We start from the raw sequence: 17,084 nt of genomic DNA on the forward strand, positions 1-17,084 counted from the left end.
GACGGCGGCGGCACGCTCGAGGGCCTGGCCCCAGGTTTCGCGCCCTTCCTCGTCGAGCCGGTTGTACTCCTGGCGTCGCTCGAAGCAACCGATTCCCTGGCATCGTTGCAGGTCACCGGGGTGGCCGGTCCCTCCTGGGACATCTGAGCCACGACCACGCCGCTCCCGCCCCGACCCTCTCAACGGGAGCAGCCACGGCAAGCACCGTTGCAGTGGTGGCGGTGGCTATTTGGCGGCCCTGCGCGGCCGGCCCAGGTTCTCCTCCAGGAAGCGCCCCAGGGTGTCGTCCACCTTCTTCTCGACTGCCAGTCGGTGGCAGGCCTGGCGGCCACTGCTCGTGGCGCTGATCATCTCACTGCGCCCGCCCTTGACTATCAGATAGTCGCAGCCGAAGAGGTACTCCAGGAACTTGCGGGCCAGCGGCACGTTCCGCTCGGCGGCGCCCCGCTGCTGGACCCCACGGCGCTGGTGCTGCGCCCCGTCTGCGAGGACCTTGCAGATCTTCTCGATGACCTCGAAGTCGGGGTTGGTGGCGAACACGTAGTACGGGTTCACGTCGTCGGTGATCCCGCCCAGTGCCCGCAGATGACCGACGAGGTGCTCGCCGGTGATGATCTGGGTGCCCCGGGAGGTCTTGACCACGGCGGTCGAGTCCCGGTCCAGGTCGGTGAAGTCGGCCTCGGCGCACTGGAGGCCGGTGATGTCGCAGTCCATGATGAGGGCCCGCTCGAACGAGGCTCCGTCGGCCACCGCCTGGGACAGATTGCACGCCTCGAAGATCGAGTCGGAGAAGTTGGACCGCTCGATCCGGGCCCCGCGGAAGGAGACTCCCGACAGTTCGGTCTCGGAGGCGTTCAGCCGGTGCAGATCCGAGGACCGGTTGTCGGCGGAGAAATCGACCTGACTGAGCCGGGACTTGGAAATGTCCAGACCGGGGCCGACGATCCGGGCGAGGATGTCCCGCTTGTCCTCAGTGGCGAAGGCGTTCTGGAGGAGCGCGGGCCAGAGCAGCGTCAGGATGCGGTCCAGGCTCTTGCTGTAGCTACGGTTGGGCCAGCCCATGGCGAGCTGCGCGAGGGAGCCCTCCAGGACGTCCTTCGGCATCGACCGGGCGAAGGTCAGCATCGCGTCGGTGAGCTGGATCTGCCGTGGCAGCGAGCGGCCGGCCTGATGCTCGCTGACCATGAAGGTGAGGGCGAGGTACTCGCGCAGGGAGTTGTGCGAGAACTGCCAGGCGTACTCGCCGGGTTCACGGGAGCGGGTGAGCGTGGAGGAGGAGCGCAGGTCGTCGAAGAGGGCGTCGGCGGCGTCGGCGGTACCGGTGGCCCGCTGTTTGACGAGATAGCCGTGGAAGCGCTCCTCGATGAGTTCCCGGAAGGCGGCCTCGCGGATCGACCGGCGGCTTTCGGAGGAGAGCCGGACCGCGAGATGCCGCAGGAACTCGAGGCGTTCCGACGGAGGGAGGTTCTTCACCCGAGCCCAGTCGCGCAGCATCAGCTTGTTGATGATCAGCTCGTAGATCTGCCACTCGGTGAGCTTGCCGCCGCTACCGCTGGCCTCGTCGCGCTTGAGTTCCTCGACGACGTCCAGGAGATAGCTGACGATGACGGGTTTGCCGCCGAGGGAGTGCTCGCGGGTGCTCTCGGGGCGGAAGACCCGGCTGAGGATGCCGGTGACCGCCTTCTCGCCCGCGGGGTCGTTCCCAAGGCGCTTCTTCACCAGCTGGATCGTCTGGTCCGGGCTGAGGTCGCGCAATTGCCGCTCGGCGCGCTGGATGACGAACTGCTCCAGCATCCGGTCGACCTGCTGCTCCTGTTCCAGGACCTCCTTGTCGAGGGATGCCGCGCCGATCTCGGACCGGGTGTCGAGGTTGCGGTAGAGCACCTCGAAGACCTGAAGCTCCTCGGCCTCGGTGAAGTAGTTGGGCCGGCTGGTGAGGATGCCCCGGACGCCGTCGCCGGAGAGTTCGGTGAGCGCCTCCAGGCATGCCCTGCGTTCCCGCACGTTGAGGAATTGGGCCATCTCGTCGTAGCCGTCGAGGATGAGCATGACCCGCCCGTTGGCGATCATGGACTCGACGAAGCTTATGTTGAGGTGGGCCAGTTCGTTGCGGTCGAGGAAGTGGTGGAGCAGCCCGCGGGCGTCGAACTGGCGGCTGAAGTCCCTGAGTTCCACCCGGAACGGCAGCCTGGTCAGCCGACCCTCACGGTAGTCGCTCATCCAGCGCCGCTGGAGGACCCGAGTGAGGGCAGTCTTCCCCGTGCCGTACTCGCCGACGACCACCACCCAGCGGGACGTTTCGGTCTCGTCGCCCACCCAGCGGGTCAGCCACTCGGTGGCGCGGTGCACGCCTTGGTCGTCGTCGAAGTCGGGTTCCTCGTAGACCTTGTCCAGATCGCGCAGGGACTCGGCGAACTCACCATCCCCCAGGATGTGCTCGATATACGGGTCGGTGCGCTCGAACTGCCGGAAGAGCTCCTGGAAGGTGTAGACCAGAATTCCTTCCATTTTCGCGTGGTCGCGCGCCTCGTCGGTGAATCCACCGGACGAGACGAGAACCTGCTGCGAACCGAGCACCTGTTTCCGCGCCAGGGCCAGTTTCGCTATGAGCCCCTGATGCTTGACCATGTTCACATGGTCGATCGTGACTTCGATGAATACCTTCTGCTCGACCAGTCCCGCCATCTGTTTCGCAAGGAGCGGGAAAACCACGTCCTGGACGGCGACATCCTCGGTGACCGAGTAGCCGTTCGATTCGAAGAGCCAGGCCACCGCGCGAGGCAAGGTCTGCTCGGTATAGGTGAAGTCCACTGCTCAACCCCCCGGTTCCGTGCACCTTCACCTGTCAGCCTAGTGGCTCATGGGGACGTCTGTCTGCATCTCGCACCGAAGGGCAATTCACCCGATTTCAACCTGATCCCCCATCAGGTATGACGAATACTCGAAGAGTGCGACGCCATATACTGCCGACGCCCACTTCATGGACCTGGGGGGAACATGGAAACGCCAGCCGCGACCCACCGTTGTTTCTACATTGCGCCGATCGGAGCGGAGGCATCGGACATCCGGCGACGCAGCGACCAGATTCTCCGGCACATCGTGAGACCGGCCGCCCTGCAATGCGGATATCAGGCGACCAGGGCCGACGAGATCGACTCCTCGGGGCTGATCAGCACACAGGTCCTCGAGCGGATTATCGGCGACGGATTGGTGATCGCCGATCTGACCGACCAGAACCCGAACGTCTTCTACGAACTCGCGGTGCGGCACACCACCGGCAAGCCCTTCATCCAGATCATCTCCGAGGGCCAGACCATTCCGTTCGACGTACAGGGTCTGCGGACCATCGAGCTGGACCACCGGGACCTGGACAGCGCCGCGGAGGCGCGGGAGTCAATCGTCCGGGCGATCAAGGCCGTCGAGGCGGGCGAGGCCGTGAACACACCCATGACGTACACGATGGACCTCGCCGAACTCCGCAGCTCGGGCAAGGCGGAGGAGCGCGGGGTCGCGGACATCCTCGAGGTGGTCAAGGGCATCCAGCGGCAGCTCAACCGGCCCGCCAACGACACCTCCGCCCGGCACGACCTGGCCCTCCTCCAGAATGTCATCGGGATGTGGGTCCAGCAGGGCCACCTCCAGCGGGACAGCCTGATGGTCCTCATGGGCGAGCTGAAGTCGAAGAACGGCTCCGCCTGGCTCCAGGACCTGATGCACAGCACCTTCCCGGGAACCATGCCCCCGGCGCAGGACGGCTGAGCAGCCCCTGTACATCGCCGTACGTTCCTACCGCAGAAGAGACGAGTGTGGCGGGCCTCCCGCGGGGCGTACGGCCGGTGACGGCCCGAAGGTCAGAGCGTCGGCACACCGTGCTGCCCGACCACGGCCACCCCCGCGCAGGCGCGCAACCGGCCGTCGGTGGCGTCTCGGTCGGGGACGGCGCGGAGGGTGGTGTAGGGGCCCTCGGCCGGGTCGAGGCGGGGCAGGTGGCGGAGTTCGACCGCGGTGTGCGGGCCGATCAGGCCGGTCAGGACCGCCTCGGCCAGGGTGTGGTGGACGTGCACGAGGTAGTCGGCGAGGGAGACGCGGGTGGTGACGACGTCGAGCCGTGCGGTGGAGGTGGCCAAGGCGGCGGTCCGGGGCGGGATGTCGATGTGGGCCGGCAGTGGGGGCAGGGCGGCCGTGGGGAAGAGGCGCAGGAGGCGTCGCAGGGGCGGGGTTTCACCCGTCTGCTCGGGCAGGGTCCATGCCATCGTGCCGTCCGCGCTGACGTGGTGGAAGGCGAAGCGCGTACGGAGGTTGTCGGGGTTGCCGGAGAGGAAGACCGTGCGGGTGTATGCGCGCAGCCACGGCTCGCTGAGGGTGTCCGGGAGGTCCAGGGCGTAGCCCACGGCGGACTGCGCGAAGGTCGTGGGCGCGAAGCGCCGCAGGACGACCGTCACGGCCGTCCGGTCCGGCTCGGGCACCCGGTGCGCGCGGGCGGCCCGGACGCGGCGTTCGGCGTGCTCCTGGAGGTACCGCTGGGTGAACACGGGGTGCGCTCCTTGTGCCGGGCGGTCAGAGGTAGGCGGCGGCTGCCACGGCGCGCAGCGGCACGGGCCGGTGCCTGCGCAGCAGCGCGGAGGTGAGCCGGTAGGGATCCACGTGGGCCCGCCCGCCGGTCTGCCGGCGTACGAACTCCGGGGCGTCCGGGGCGGACGGCGGGTCCTCGCGGGCGAGCAGTCCGGCGGCGCGCTGGACGGTCTGGCGCAGGAGATCCTCGCGGTAGGACTGCCCGTTCTCGCCCTTGCCGAGCCCGGCGACGAAGTACAGCCGCACGCCGAGCCGGACGGCCTCCGGCGACGCCTGGTCCCGCAGCGCGCCGGTCAGCCCGGCGACGGTGTGCGCGTGGGCGACGCCGTGGCGGCTGGAGCGCACCACGCCGTCGAGCGGGACCCGGTCGAGACAGACGCGGTGCGCGCGGGCGCCGCCGAGCGCGCCGAGGATCTTCTGGAGCAGGACGTAGTCCTCCGTCAGCTCGCGGTCGTGGAGCAGGACGATCTCGTCGTACTCCTCCGCCGCCGGAAGCAGGTCGCGCAGGGCGCAGCCGAGGTAGTTGGGGCGGCCCGTGGCGGACGTGGCTGGGCGCAGGGGCAGTCCCTGGGCGGTGGCGTCCAGGTAGACGGGGCCGCCGTCGTCGCGCGTGTCCAGGCAGAGTCCGTGCTTGGCGAGCCGTTCGACCGTCTCCTCGAAGTCGAGCCCCGGCCGCCGTGTGGCGGTGAGGCCCGGGTCGTGCATGCCCAGCCGGGCGAAGTGGCCGCGCCACAGCTCCAGCAGCCGTCGGCTCACCGGGTGGGTCCAGCCGGTCTGCTCGACGGCGCGGACGTACGGCAGCAGGGCCGCGTCGCCGGGCGGGTCGCCGCGGGACTGGAACTCCGTGTAGAGCAGGCCCACTTCGTCCTCGGTGACCGCGCTCGGGTCGAGGTCGCCGTGGACGCGGTCGAGGTACTCCCAGAAGCCGGCGGTCTGCCGGGTGCCGTTGAAGGTCGTGTTGCTGTAGAGGTAGTCGACGTCACGGTCGGCCAGCATCCGCGTGGCTCGGTACATCACGTCCACCCACAGCAGCCCCTTGAGGTGGCTGAGGCCGAGCGCCTTGGTGGGGGTGACGGTGACGGGCGCGATCAGCACGCGCGGGCGGGGCGCGGTCACAGGCGCCGGCCCTGGACGAGGAAGACGCGGCCGGCCCCGGGGACGTGCCGCGGGGGGACCGGGTCGGGCCAGCGGCCGAAGTCGGCGCCGGGTTCGCCGGGTTGTCGGACCGTCGCCTTGATGCCGTACGCGGCGAACAGCGCCTCCGGCTCGTCGTGCCCGGACAGCCACGGGCAGCCCCAGGTCTCGAACACCGCGAGCAGCGGCGCGACGGCGGGTGCGGTGAGGGCCGTGGCGCTGACCAGGTCCGCGGCGACCGTGCTGCCGGGCGCGGTGGCGTCCCGCACCCGGCCCAGCACCTGTCCGACCTGTTCCTCGGTGAGGTAGTAGAGGATTCCCTCCAGCAGCCAGACCGAGGGCCGGTCCGGGTCGTAGCCGGCCTCGGTGAGCGCGGTGGTCCAGTCCGGGCCGAGCAGGTCGGCGCCCACCTGGTGCCGGGCCGCCCGCGGGGGTGCCGGCTCGGTGCGCAGCACGGACTCCTTGGCGGCGAGGACGGCCGGGCGGTCGAGTTCGAAGACGTCGACGGGGCACGGCCAGGGCAGCCGGTGGGCCCGGGTGTCCATGCCGGCCGCGGCGATCACGACCTGGGGGCGGTCGGCCTCCGCGACGCGGGCGAGCAGTAGGTCGTCGAAGTACCGGGTCCTGATGGCGTTGTAGGCGAACGTGCTGGGTACCGGGCGCGCGGAGCCGGTGCGGTGCGGCCGGGTGGCGTCGCCGATCCGGCCGAACAGGTCGGTGCCGAGGACGCCGGCCAGCCGGGCGGCGTACGGGTCCCGGAACAGCCGGTCCGGGCGCCTGCTCTCCTGGGCTCGCAGAGCCGCCGTCAGGAGGGAGGTCCTGGCGACCGCGTCGAGTGTTTCCACGGATGCTCCTTGAGGATCTCGAAGATCGGGAGGGTGCGGGGTGCGGGCCGCTCAGGCGTCGAGCAGCCGGCGCCACGCCGCGTCGTCGTTCTGGAAGACCCGGTCCTTCACCTGGGCCGGCCGCGTGCCGCGGGCGACCCTGTCCTGCCACTCGGAGGCGAACCCGCCGGGCGCGACGTGGTGCAGGTCGGGGGCGCCGAGGCGGGCGCTCACCCGGGCCGCCCGGTAGCCGTCGGACCGCCCGCCGAGCGCGGTGTCCAGGGCGCGGGCGAACGCCTCGGTCTCCTCGGGCGACCAGCGGCCGAACGGCTCCACGGCGAAGGCGTACCGCTGCGGGCCGTCCGCACCGGGTTCCGGAGTGCCCGGCCGGGCGGCGGACCCGGTGACGCGGCAGGTGGCGTTGCGGATCTCCAGGCCGGTGGCCCGCGTCGCGGCGTGCAGGGCGCTCACCACGTGTCCCTCGCGCAGCCGTTCACCGGCGGCGTCGGACAGGGTGCGGCGGCCGGCGTACTCGAGCCGGGGCACGCCGTCGGTCCGGTCCACGACGCGCACCACGTCGCCGAGGGCGTACCGGTAGAGGCCGCCGACATGGCTGAGGACGACGTGGTACTCGCCGCCCGGCGTCAGTTCGTCGCAGAGCAGCGTGTCGCTGCCGGGGAGCAGGTCGTCGTCGGCGTCGACGAACTCCAGCAGTCCGCCGGTGACCGCGGGCGACCCGGCCGTGGGATGCCGGTCCAGGGCCACCGCGACGAAGCCCTCCGACGCCGCCGCGGGAGCGGGCAGCGCGCTCACCCGGGGCCCGAACGCCTCGCGCAGCCGGGGAAGGTAGAGCGAGGACAGTCCGGTGGTCCAGCAGAACAGCAGCTCCATGCGCGGCCAGACGTGGGCGGGCAGCGGGCCGCCGGCACGTTCGGCGAGCCGGTCCAGGAGCCGGGCGCGCTCCGGGTCGGGTTCGGGCCCCGGGCGGCCGTCGACCGTGCCGTCGTGCACGTCCTTGACCAGGCGCGGCCACCACTGGACCAGTTGGTGGGGCAGCGCGGCCACCACGGCGGGGTTGATGCCGATGACGCAGCGCACGTCGTGCGCCATGGCGGCGCGCAGCCGGACGTAGGAGCGCTGGAGGTGGTCGGCCGGGTCCACGAACGACGGCAGGGTGCTCCAGGGGGCGCGGCTGCCCGGTTCCGCCGACAGCCGTTCGCCGAAGGCGCGGCCGAAGTCGACCTGGCTGGCGCCGAGATGCGGGTGGCCGGAGCGGGTCGCGGCGGGGGCGGGCGCGGGGTCGTGTTTGAGGTTGAGCGTGGCGTCGGGCCTGCGGACGGCTTCCGGGTGGTGCTCGACGATGTTCGCCCAGGCCGCGTAGTAGGGCGGGAAGAAGCAGGTCCGCATGAACTCCCGGGTGACCGGTATCCGTTTGCTGTCGCCGGTGCTGCCGCTGCTCTTGAAGAAGACCACGGGGGGATCGGCGCTCAGCACGTTGGGCCGGCCGGCGGCGGCGGCCTCCATCCAGGGGCCGAGGGCCTCGTAGTCGGCGATGGGGACGGCCGCGCGGAAGTCGTCGACACCCCGGCAGCGGGCGAACCCGTGACGCCGCCCGAACTCGGTGTCGGCGTTCGCGTCCAGCAAGTGCCGCAGGGCGCCTTCCTGTGCCGCCCGCACGTCCCCGAGCGCCTTGCGCAGCCCGTCCCGCTCGGCCAGCACCCTCTGCCGGTAGGCGGGGAACAGTTCCTCTCCCATGTCAGACACCGGCCCGGTCTCCCCTCGCGTGCACGACGGCGTCCACGGCGTCGACGGCGCGGTCGATGCCGGAGCCCTGTGGGAGGGTGGTCACCCTCATGCCCGCCACCTCGGTCCGGAGCATGTCGCGCAGGTCGTCCTGGAACCGGGTGAACCCTTCCTCGGTGGGGGTGTCGCCGTAGTGCTCCATGGGGTTCAGCGCCGCTCCCCGCCCGCTGCGTTCCCAGGCGACGGCGGGCGGAACGTCGAGGTAGACGACCCGGTCGGGCTGCGGGAACGACCGCCACCAGGAGAACAGCGCCGGATTGGCGTATCCGAGCAGCGTGCACTTGGCGAGGATCTTCAGGTAGTACGAGTCCACGATCACCGGCCGTCCGGGCGGTGCGCCGGTCACGCGGTCGCGCATGTGCACCACGGCCAGCTGCATCAGGGTGAGGAGGACGTCCGGCGAGTAGCGTCCGGCCGGCGCCCCGAGCGCCTCGGGCAGCAGTTCCCGGCGGGCCCGGCCGATCAACGGGTAGTCCGTGTCGAGCGGTCCCTGGTCGCAGGTGACCACCGTCCAGGAGCCGCTGTCGGCGAGGCGCCGCAGCACCGACGACTTGCCCGCGTAGTCGGGGCCGAGCAGCACGGTGAACTGCGGGGCCCCGGTCCGGGGTGGCGCGTACGGCGGGGCGCCGTACGGCATGGGTGGGATGGGCATCTTCACTTCCTTGTAGCTGCTCCGCGGCCGGGTCGGTCCGGGCACGGGCCGGCCCCGCGCACGGGGTTGGGCGCGTACGGCCTCGGGCGTGTACGGCCTCGGGCGCGCGTGGGCACGGCCGCTCGGGCGGCCGCCTGCGCGGCGCCGCGGTGCGGTCGGTTCTTGAGGGTTCTTGAGGGTCGGGTCGGTGCTCTCGGCGCGGCGGGCCCGGGTCCACCGCCGTTTTCCCGGCGCGGCGGGCCCGGCGCCACCGGGCGTGTTTCTCGGCGCTGCGGGCCTGCGCCCACCGCGCGCGTTTCTCGACGCTGCGGGCCTGCGCCCACCGCGCGCGTTTCTCGACGCTGCGGGCCCGGACCCATCCCCTGATCCGGCGCTGCGGGCCCGGGCCCACCCCCTGATCCGCGGCGGCGGGCCAGGATCCGCCGCCCGATCCGCGGCGGCGGGCCCGCGTCCTAGCCGCGCAGGTCGGTGGCGGAGGGGCCGGTGGGCTCGTAGTACTCGGTGAACAGCCGGCCCACCAGCTCGCCGCGGCTGGAGACGCCGAGCTTCTCGAAGATCGCCTTGATGTGGTCGCGCACGGTGTGCGGCGACAGGTGGAGCTCCTCGGAGATCCCGCTGGTGGACAGGCCCCGCGCCACCTGCCGGGTGACCTCGAGCTCCCGTTCCGACAGCTCGTAGGCCTGCACGACGAGCGGGGTGACGTCGGAGACCGGGGCCCGCTCGATGATCACCGCGGAGACGCCCAGGCGCCCGTCGGACCCGCGCAGGCAGGACGCGTGGCACACCAGCCAGCGGCCCGTGCGGGTGCGCATCCTGATCCGCGCGGTGTCCCCGCCGCCCTCCTCGGCGATCGCCCTGGCCCGCATCGCGGTGCCGTGCACCCACAGGGGTACACGCAGACCGAGTGCGGTGAGCGAGGCGGGGCCCTGCGGCATCTCCTCCAGATAGCGCCGCGCCTCGTCGTTGACGGAGACGAGGGCGCCCTCGGCGTCGAACAGCAGCAGCCCGGTGCCGGTCAGCGCGCCGGCCGAGGGATCGGGGCGCTTCTTGGCGTGCGCCCTGATCAGGCGGGCTATCGGCGTGCCCAACTCCTCTATGAACCGGCGCTCCCCGGTGGAGAACTCCGCCCGCCCCTTCTCCCGGAACAGGCTGACGTACCCGTGCGGCCGGCCGTCCACCCGCAGCACGGCACGCAACTCGTCGTGCACCCCGCGCGGCGCCAGGAAGCCCCGGTACAGGGAACTGCGCTCGGGCTCGCCCCCGGTGCTCTCCCACAGGCTGGCCACCGGCACCGGCGCCCGTGCGAGGTCCCGGAAGAGGTTGATCTTCTCCGTGAACAGCTCGTACTGCCAGTAGACGGCGCAGCTGTGGTCCTCGATGTTCTCCGCGAGGATCGGTGACGTGATCATGCCGGTCTCGGGGTCGGTGGCCCGCCAGACCGCCGCGTCGTACGGGACCGCCCTGCGCAGTTGTGTCGCGAGGGTGCTGAACAGCGTGTGCGGGCTGTCCGCGCGTCCGGCACGCAGGAGGAGTTCGTCGCGACCGAGCGCAGTGGGCATCTCCGGCACTCCGTTCCGGGGTGGTCCGCGGATGATGAGGTAAGCCTTGCCTGTCCCAATCTGCCACCACAGTACGCCACTTGGCGGCGGCAGGCCGGTGACGGTGGCCGGAACCGACCGTCACCACACCTCGTCGGGCAGCCACTGGGCGTACCGCCGCACACCGGCCAGGACGCGTCCGTCCTCGCGGACCCGCACGTCCGGCAGGTCGGCCGCCTCCGGCATCCTCGGCATCTCCGGTCCCACGTAGAGCGGGTCGATCCGGATGTGCTCGATTCCCAGTGGCCGGAGCAGCGCCAGGAGCGCGGGCCGGGACAACCGGGTCCACCGCTGGGTGGGCCCCAGCGCGGCGTGGAGCCGGTCCTCGCCGGTGAAGGCGAGGCCGACCCGCTCCCGGCCGGCACCCGGCCGGGCCGTCCGCAGGACGGCCGCCGCGCCCTCGGGGCCGCCGCCCCGGACCGGGACGTACAGGAGCGTGTCCACTACGTCACGTCTCGAGGCAGAACTCGTCGAGCGGGTAGCCGACGTGCCGGTCCTCCGTGGGCAGGAAGCCGAGCACCTTGTCGCCGGGCTTCAGCTCGGTGCTGTTGAGGACCTTGCCGCCCGGGCCGAGTACCCGCACGTGCCAGTCGTCCTGGAGGATCAGGTTGACCTCGCGGCCGTCGGCGGAGACCGCGTTCACCGAGATGAGCGGCCTGGTCTCGATCTTGACCCGGCCGACGGTGACGAGCCGGGTGCGGCCCTCGACGTCGGACGCCACGATCTTGCTGCCGGCCTTCAGCTCGCTGAGGTAGTTGGTGCGGCCGTCCTTGGACAGCGTGTACGAGTGGATGGCGCCGGCGTTCACCCGGAACGGGCGGGTCGGCATGTACGGCAGCGGGTGCGTCTCGCTGACGCAGAGGATCATGCCCTTGGAGTGCGACCCGACCAGGATGCCCTCGTCCTTGCGGAAGTAGGTGCAGGTGTCGACGCACGCACGCTCGCCCATGCCGACGTGCTCGGTGCTGACGACCTCCAGCTCGGTCAGGGTCAGGTCGGGGGTCTCGGCGTTGACCACGGCCTTCAGGGCGATGGCGTCGCCGACCTTGCGGGGCGCCATCATGACGCCGTCGGAGCCGTGTTCGAGCACCCCGAAGATGATCTCGGCCTCCTCGACGTCGGCCGCCACCGTGATGAGGCTGCCCCGGGAGGCGGCTGAGGCCGCGATGACGATCTCCAGCGGGATCTTGGTCGGGTCGCGGAACAGCAACAGGCTCCACTGCTCGGTGCGCGCCGACTCGCAGGCGTCCTCCAGCGTCTTCGCGTCGATGATCTCCACGAACCGGCCGAATTCCAGCTCCGGGTGGAGGATCTTCAGCTCGGCGGGGGTGATCTTGTGGAAGTCCGGGTCCACGATGACCACGGTGGCCTCGCCGAAGTTCTCCGGGAGGGGCTTGCCGCGGGGGAACAGCACCTTGGTGACGGTCGGGGGCAGACCCTCCAGGGACGCCGGGTCCGCCGCGACGATGCCGTCGACCCGCTGGTGCAGCGCCTCCTGGACGATGGCGTCCCGCGCCTCGTCGACGTTGCGGATGTCCAGCCAACTGAGCTTCATGTGCAGGGCTCCTAGAAGTCACTCACTGTGGATGAGGTCGGCCAGCTTCGCGGCCATGACGCCGGGATCGGGCGCCTCGAAAACGTTGCGGCCCATCGCCACGCCCGCGACGCCGGCGCTGAGCGCCTCGCTGACGTGGGCGAGGACCTGGCTCTCGTCGTCGTTGCGCGGACCGCCGACGGTGATGACGGGGACCGGCGAACGGGCGACGATCTCCTTCATCTCCGTCACCGAGCCGACGTACGGGGCCTTCACCAGGTCGGCGCCGAGATCGGCGGCCAGGGTCACCGCGTGCGCCACCAGGGCGGGGTCGCGGGGGTCGCTGATCCTGGGGCCGCGGGGATACATCATGGCCAGCAGCGGTACGTTCCAGCGGTCGCAGGCCTCGGCGACCACCGCCAGATCGGATATCTGCCGCTGCTCGCCGTCCGAGCCCAGGTTGACGTGCACGCTCACCGCGTCCGCGCCCAGCCGCAGGCTCTCCTCGACGCCGGCCACCAGGTACTTGGCGTCCGGGTCGGGAGCGTGCACGGTACTGGCGCTCAGGTGGACCATGAGCGAGGTGCCGGCGAACCAGGCGGGATCGACGTGCCGGAGGCTGCCCTTGTGCAGGACGATCACGTCCACCCGGTTGGTGGCCAGGCGGCCCACGAGCGCGTCGAGCCCTTCGCCGCCGGTGATCGGTCCCAGGCTCACCGAGTGGTCCAGCGGCACGATCAACAGCCGCTCGGAATCGTTGCGGTACAGGCGCCGCAGGCGGAGTCGCCTGCCGAACGCGCCATTGGAGATCATGGGGGTTCCTCATTTCTCCGTGCCGGTCTTGGATCAACCCTGAAGAGGGCGCGTATCTTCGGTGTCTCATCCGTATATCGCGTGCCGCGCCTTTCCGATATCGGCGAGAAACATCGGCGGTCAAGACTCGTGGGCAACCGGCGAGAAAGGTGTCCACAAAGTGACCACCATGAAGATTGACGGGCGCGGCCTGACCATCTCCCAGACCGTGGCCGCCGCATCCCGCGAAGGTTCGGAATTCGCGGTCTCCGAGGACGCGTTGCGGGCGATGAACGCCTCCCGGAACCTGAAGCTGGAAATCCTCGCGACCGGCAAGCCCATTTACGGAGTGACGACGGGTTTCGGTGACAGCGTCAACCGGCAGATATCACCGGAGAAGACCGCGCGACTCCAGAACGAGCTGATCCGCTACCACCTGAACGGAACCGGCCCGCTCGCCTCCGACGAGGTCGTGCGCGCCACCGTGCTGATCCGCGCCAACTGCCTGGCCCGGGGCAACTCCGGCGTCAGCCTCCCCGTCGTGGAGCTGCTGCTGGACTTCCTCAAGCACGACATCCTCCCGACCGTCCCCGAGCGCGGCTCGGTCGGCGCCAGCGGTGACCTCGTTCCGCTGTGCTACCTCGCCTACGCCCTGACGGGCCAGGGCAAGGTGCGCCACCGCGGCGAGACCCGGCCGACCGCCGAGGTGCTGGCCGAACTGGGCCTTGAGCCGGTGACGCTGGAGGCCAAGGACGGGCTCGCGCTGATCAACGGCACCTCCTTCAGCGCGGCGTTCGCCGTCCTGAACAGCGAGGCGGCGGCCGAACTCGCCGACGTGGCCGACATCTGCACCGCGCTGGCGAGCGAGGGGATGCTCGGCAACCGGGGCCACTACGCGCCGTTCATCCACAACGAGAAGCCGCACAGCGGCCAGGGCGCCAGCGCCGCGTACATCCACCAGATGCTCGAGGGCTCCTCGCTGGCGATGACGTACGACCAGGTCGTCGACCTGAACGTCCCGCTGGACGGCCGCCACTACCAGCGGCTCACGCGCAGCATCCAGGACCGCTACTCGCTGCGCTGCGCCCCGCACGTCAACGGCGTGCTGCGGGACATGCTCGACTGGGTCCGCACCTGGATGACGGTCGAGATCAACTCCTCCAGCGACAACCCGCTGTTCGACCCCTCCACGGGCGCCGTGTACAGCGGCGGCAACTTCTACGGCGGGCACGTCGTCACCGCGATGGACTCGCTGAAGACGGCCGTCGCCGGCATCGCCGACCTGCTCGACCGGCAGCTCGCGCTGCTGGTCGACGAGAAGTTCAACAACGGTCTCACCCCGAACCTGATCGCCCGGGTGGACGACGACGACACCGAGGCCGGGTTGCAGCACGGCTTCAAGGGCATGCAGATCGCGTGCTCGTCGCTCACCGCCGAGGCGCTCAAGCACGCCGGTCCGGCCTCCACGTTCTCCCGCTCCACCGAGGCCCACAACCAGGACAAGGTCAGCATGGCCCCGATCGCGGCACGCGACGCGCGCAACGTGATCGAGCTGACCCGGGAGGTCGCCGCCATCCACCTCCTCGCCGCCTGCCAGGCCGTCGAGCTGCGCGGCGTCGACGAGATGAGCCCCCGCACCAAGGCCGTGCACGCACGTATCCGCAAGGAGGTCCCCTTCGCCGCCAAGGACCGGCAGATGGACGGCGACATCGCCGCGGTCGTGGAGATGATCGCCTCCGGCGCCATCACCGAGGCCGCCCGCGCGGGAGGGAATCTGTGACCGTCGCCCTCGACGCCGAATCGGCCGCCTCCGGCCGGGCGCCCGGCGCGCTGCCGGCCATCGGCGACTGGAAGACCTTCGACGAACTCCGGGCGCTCCAGCGGGAGCGGATCGGGCCGACGCTGCGGCACGCCCTCGACTCGCCGTTCTACGCCGAGCGTCTGGAGGCCGGGCAGGAGCTGTCCACGGTGGGCCTCACCGGGAAGTCGGACCTGCGCGACAGCTACCCCTTCGGCATGCTGGGCGTGCCCAGGGAGCGGCTGGCCTCCTACCACGAGTCCAGCGGCAGCACCGGCAACCCGACCCCGGCCTACTTCACCGAGGCGGAGTGGACCGACCTGGCCGACCGGTTCGTCCGCAAGACGGTCCCGCTCGGTCCGCAGGACACCATGCTGGTGCGTATCCCCTACGGACTGGTGCTCGCCGGGCACATGGCCCACTGGGCCGCCATGCGGGGCGGCGCGACCGTCGTCCCCGGGGACTGCCGCTCGCTCGCGGTGCCCTATTCCCGGGTCGTGCGCGTGCTGCGCGACCTCGAGGTGACGCTGACCTGGTCGACACCGAGCGAGTGCCTGCTGTGGGTGGCGGCGGCGAAGGCGGCCGGCGTCCCCGTCGGCTCCTTCACGTCACTGCGGGCGCTGTACGTGGCGGGCGAGCCCATGAGCAACGCGCGCCGCCGCCGGATCGAGGAGATCTGGGGCGTCCCGGTGATCGAGGAGTACGGCTGCACGGAGGTCGGCCCGCTGGGCAGCGACTGCCCGTACGGCCGGATGCACTTCTGGGCCGACCGGGTGCTGCCGGAGATCTACGACCCGGAGACCGGGGAGATCGCCGCCGAGGGCGCCGGGCAACTGGTGATCACCCCGCTGTACCGCGAGGCGATGCCGCTGGTGCGCTACAACCTGGAAGACCTGGTGGAACTGCGGTACGAGGACTGCCCCTGCGGGTGGAAACTCCCCACCGTACGGGTCATGGGCCGGCTCGGCCACGGCTACACGGTCGCCGGGCGGCGGATCGGGCAGATCCAGGTGGAGGAGATGGTCTACCGGCTGCCCGCCCCGCACGGCGTGCTGTTCTGGCGGGCCAGGGCCGAACCGGACCGCCTGGTCGTCGAGTTCGAGGCGCCCGGCCCGGACGGCGCGGCGGCCGCCCTGTCACTCGCCGCGTCCGTCGAGGCGGAGCTGGGGGTGCCCTGTGTGGCCGGCGCGGTGCCCGAGGGCACGCTGGTGCCGACCGCGCTGCTGGCGGAGCAACTTGACGCCATGAAGCCGCGCAAGCTGTTCGGGCCCGACGAGGACTGGGGGCAGGCCGTTGTCCGGGGGTGAGACATGGTGATCGTGATGGCGCCGCACGCCACGGCGTCGGACGTCGCCGCGGTCGTCGCGCGGGTCGAGTCGGCGGGCGGCGAGGCCTTCGTCAGCCGTGGGACGAGCCGGACCGTCGTCGGACTGGTCGGTGACGTCGAGCAGTTCGGCACGCTCAGCCTCGGCGCCCTGCGCGGTGTCGCCGAGGTGGTGCGCATCTCGGTGCCGTACAAGCTGATCAGCAGGGAGAGCCACCCGGACCGCTCGGTGGTCCGGGTGGGCGGGGCGCCGATCGGCCCCGGGGCGCCGACGCTGATCGCCGGGCCCTGCGCGGTGGAGACGCCGGAGCAGACGCTGCGGGCGGCGCTGATGGCCCGTGCGGCCGGCGCGACCATCCTGCGGGGCGGTGCCTTCAAGCCCAGGACCTCCCCCTACGCCTTCCAGGGGCTGGGAGAGGACGGGCTGAGAATCCTCGCCGACGTGCGCGCCGAGACCGGCCTGCCGGTCGTGACCGAGGTGGTGGACGCCCACGACGTCGAACTGGTCGCCTCGTACGCCGACATGCTCCAGATCGGCACCCGCAACGCGCAGAACTTCGCGCTGCTGCAAGCCGTCGGCGACGTCGGCAGGCCGGTCATGCTCAAGCGGGGGATGTCCGGGACCATCGAGGAGTGGCTGATGGCCGCCGAGTACGTGGCGCAGCGCGGAAACCTCGACATCGTGCTGTGCGAACGCGGCATCCGGACCTTCGAGACGGCCACGCGCAACACCCTGGACATCGCCGCCGTGCCCCTCGTCCAGCGGCTGTCGCACCTGCCCGTCATCGTCGACCCCTCGCACTCGGGCGGGCGGCGCGACCTGGTGCTTCCGCTGACCCGGGCGGCGCTGGCCGTCGGCGCCGACGGGGTCATCGTGGACGTGCACCCCGACCCGGCGACCGCGCTGTGCGACGGACCGCAGGCGCTCGTCCACGAGGACCTGGCGGAACTCGGCGCGGCGATGCGCGGTGAGTGGGCCGGAGGGCACCGGGTCCTCGACGGCGTCGCGTCCCTCCCGTAACGGCGGCCGGTCGCCGGGCCGGGCCCGGCGAC

At 71.2% G+C, this 17,084-nt stretch carries 14 protein-coding genes; 4 read left to right on the forward strand and 10 right to left on the reverse strand.

What is annotated here, in order from left to right; all coding sequences use genetic code 11:
- Window positions 1-225 precede the first annotated feature (225 nt).
- Complete coding sequence (locus ACZ67M_RS10140) at window positions 226-2,811, reverse strand: NACHT domain-containing protein (protein ID WP_469850418.1); 2,586 nt, start codon at window positions 2,809-2,811, stop codon at window positions 226-228.
- A gap of 288 nt (window positions 2,812-3,099) precedes the next feature.
- Between ACZ67M_RS10140 and ACZ67M_RS10145 the strand changes: the two genes are divergently transcribed.
- The gene (locus tag ACZ67M_RS10145; protein WP_469850420.1) at window positions 3,100-3,759 is read left to right on the forward strand and encodes a hypothetical protein; all 660 of its coding nucleotides are present in this window, start codon (window positions 3,100-3,102) and stop codon (window positions 3,757-3,759) included.
- Between the two features lie 92 nt (window positions 3,760-3,851).
- Here ACZ67M_RS10145 and ACZ67M_RS10150 read toward each other — a convergent pair whose 3' ends face one another.
- The 9 genes from ACZ67M_RS10150 to bagB all read right to left on the reverse strand — a co-directional run bounded on the left by ACZ67M_RS10150 (window position 3,852) and on the right by bagB (window position 12,930).
- Entirely contained in the window at window positions 3,852-4,532 is a 681-nt protein-coding gene (locus ACZ67M_RS10150; RefSeq protein WP_469850421.1) for a DUF6182 family protein, read from the reverse strand.
- Window positions 4,533-4,557: 25 nt separating this feature from the next.
- Window positions 4,558-5,688 (reverse strand): hypothetical protein, encoded by a 1,131-nt coding sequence (locus ACZ67M_RS10155; RefSeq protein ID WP_469850423.1) that lies wholly within the window; start codon window positions 5,686-5,688, stop codon window positions 4,558-4,560.
- Window positions 5,685-6,551 (reverse strand): class I SAM-dependent methyltransferase, encoded by an 867-nt coding sequence (locus ACZ67M_RS10160; RefSeq protein ID WP_469850424.1) that lies wholly within the window; start codon window positions 6,549-6,551, stop codon window positions 5,685-5,687. Before ACZ67M_RS10160 ends, ACZ67M_RS10155 begins: the two co-directional genes overlap by 4 nt.
- Window positions 6,552-6,602: 51 nt before the next feature.
- Entirely contained in the window at window positions 6,603-8,285 is a 1,683-nt protein-coding gene (locus ACZ67M_RS10165; RefSeq protein WP_469850706.1) for a GH3 auxin-responsive promoter family protein, read from the reverse strand.
- Between the two features lies 1 nt (window position 8,286).
- Window positions 8,287-8,985: a dTMP kinase gene (locus tag ACZ67M_RS10170; protein ID WP_469850426.1), complete on the reverse strand. Its 699-nt coding sequence runs from the start codon at window positions 8,983-8,985 to the stop codon at window positions 8,287-8,289.
- A gap of 452 nt (window positions 8,986-9,437) precedes the next feature.
- Complete coding sequence (gene bagY / locus ACZ67M_RS10175; protein ID WP_361364717.1) at window positions 9,438-10,544, reverse strand: LuxR family transcriptional regulator BagY/FevT; 1,107 nt, start codon at window positions 10,542-10,544, stop codon at window positions 9,438-9,440.
- A 120-nt stretch (window positions 10,545-10,664) separates the two neighbouring features.
- Complete coding sequence (locus tag ACZ67M_RS10180; protein ID WP_361364720.1) at window positions 10,665-11,027, reverse strand: SAV_915 family protein; 363 nt, start codon at window positions 11,025-11,027, stop codon at window positions 10,665-10,667.
- A gap of 4 nt (window positions 11,028-11,031) precedes the next feature.
- Window positions 11,032-12,138, reverse strand: coding sequence for a bagremycin/ferroverdin biosynthesis 3,4-AHBA synthase BagC/FevH (gene bagC, locus ACZ67M_RS10185; RefSeq protein ID WP_161329343.1), 1,107 nt, complete (start codon window positions 12,136-12,138; stop codon window positions 11,032-11,034).
- A gap of 18 nt (window positions 12,139-12,156) precedes the next feature.
- Window positions 12,157-12,930 carry a bagremycin/ferroverdin biosynthesis DhnA-type aldolase BagB/FevI gene (gene bagB / locus ACZ67M_RS10190; RefSeq protein ID WP_361364724.1) on the reverse strand — a complete coding sequence of 258 codons (774 nt, stop codon included), beginning with the start codon at window positions 12,928-12,930 and terminating at the stop codon, window positions 12,157-12,159.
- Between the two features lie 169 nt (window positions 12,931-13,099).
- On the opposite strand from bagB, the gene bagA reads away from it, so the two are divergent.
- The 3 genes from bagA to bagF are packed head-to-tail and all read left to right on the forward strand — an operon-like array spanning window position 13,100 to window position 17,052.
- On the forward strand, window positions 13,100-14,689 hold the full coding sequence (gene bagA / locus ACZ67M_RS10195; protein ID WP_392012457.1) for a bagremycin/ferroverdin biosynthesis tyrosine ammonia-lyase BagA/FevW: 1,590 nt from the start codon (window positions 13,100-13,102) through the stop codon (window positions 14,687-14,689).
- On the forward strand, window positions 14,686-16,014 hold the full coding sequence (gene bagE, locus ACZ67M_RS10200; RefSeq protein ID WP_392012459.1) for a bagremycin/ferroverdin synthetase BagE/FevW: 1,329 nt from the start codon (window positions 14,686-14,688) through the stop codon (window positions 16,012-16,014). The genes bagA and bagE overlap by 4 nt, the downstream gene beginning before the upstream one ends.
- 3 nt (window positions 16,015-16,017) lie before the next feature.
- Window positions 16,018-17,052 carry a phospho-2-dehydro-3-deoxyheptonate aldolase BagF/FevY gene (bagF, locus tag ACZ67M_RS10205; protein ID WP_361364732.1) on the forward strand — a complete coding sequence of 345 codons (1,035 nt, stop codon included), beginning with the start codon at window positions 16,018-16,020 and terminating at the stop codon, window positions 17,050-17,052.
- Window positions 17,053-17,084: the final 32 nt, after the last annotated feature.

It is taken from the genome of Streptomyces sp. NPDC107500, from assembly GCF_055582785.1.

Coding starts and splice junctions, on each gene's coding strand:
- ACZ67M_RS10165 (WP_469850706.1), bottom strand. CDS start 8,285: ATGGGAGAGGAACTGTTCCCCGCCTACCGGCAGAGGGTGCTGGCCGAG.
- ACZ67M_RS10170 (WP_469850426.1), bottom strand. CDS start 8,985: ATGCCCATCCCACCCATGCCGTACGGCGCCCCGCCGTACGCGCCACCC.
- bagY (WP_361364717.1), bottom strand. CDS start 10,544: ATGCCCACTGCGCTCGGTCGCGACGAACTCCTCCTGCGTGCCGGACGC.
- bagC (WP_161329343.1), bottom strand. CDS start 12,138: ATGAAGCTCAGTTGGCTGGACATCCGCAACGTCGACGAGGCGCGGGAC.
- bagB (WP_361364724.1), bottom strand. CDS start 12,930: ATGATCTCCAATGGCGCGTTCGGCAGGCGACTCCGCCTGCGGCGCCTG.
- bagA (WP_392012457.1), top strand. CDS start 13,100: ATGAAGATTGACGGGCGCGGCCTGACCATCTCCCAGACCGTGGCCGCC.
- bagF (WP_361364732.1), top strand. CDS start 16,018: ATGGTGATCGTGATGGCGCCGCACGCCACGGCGTCGGACGTCGCCGCG.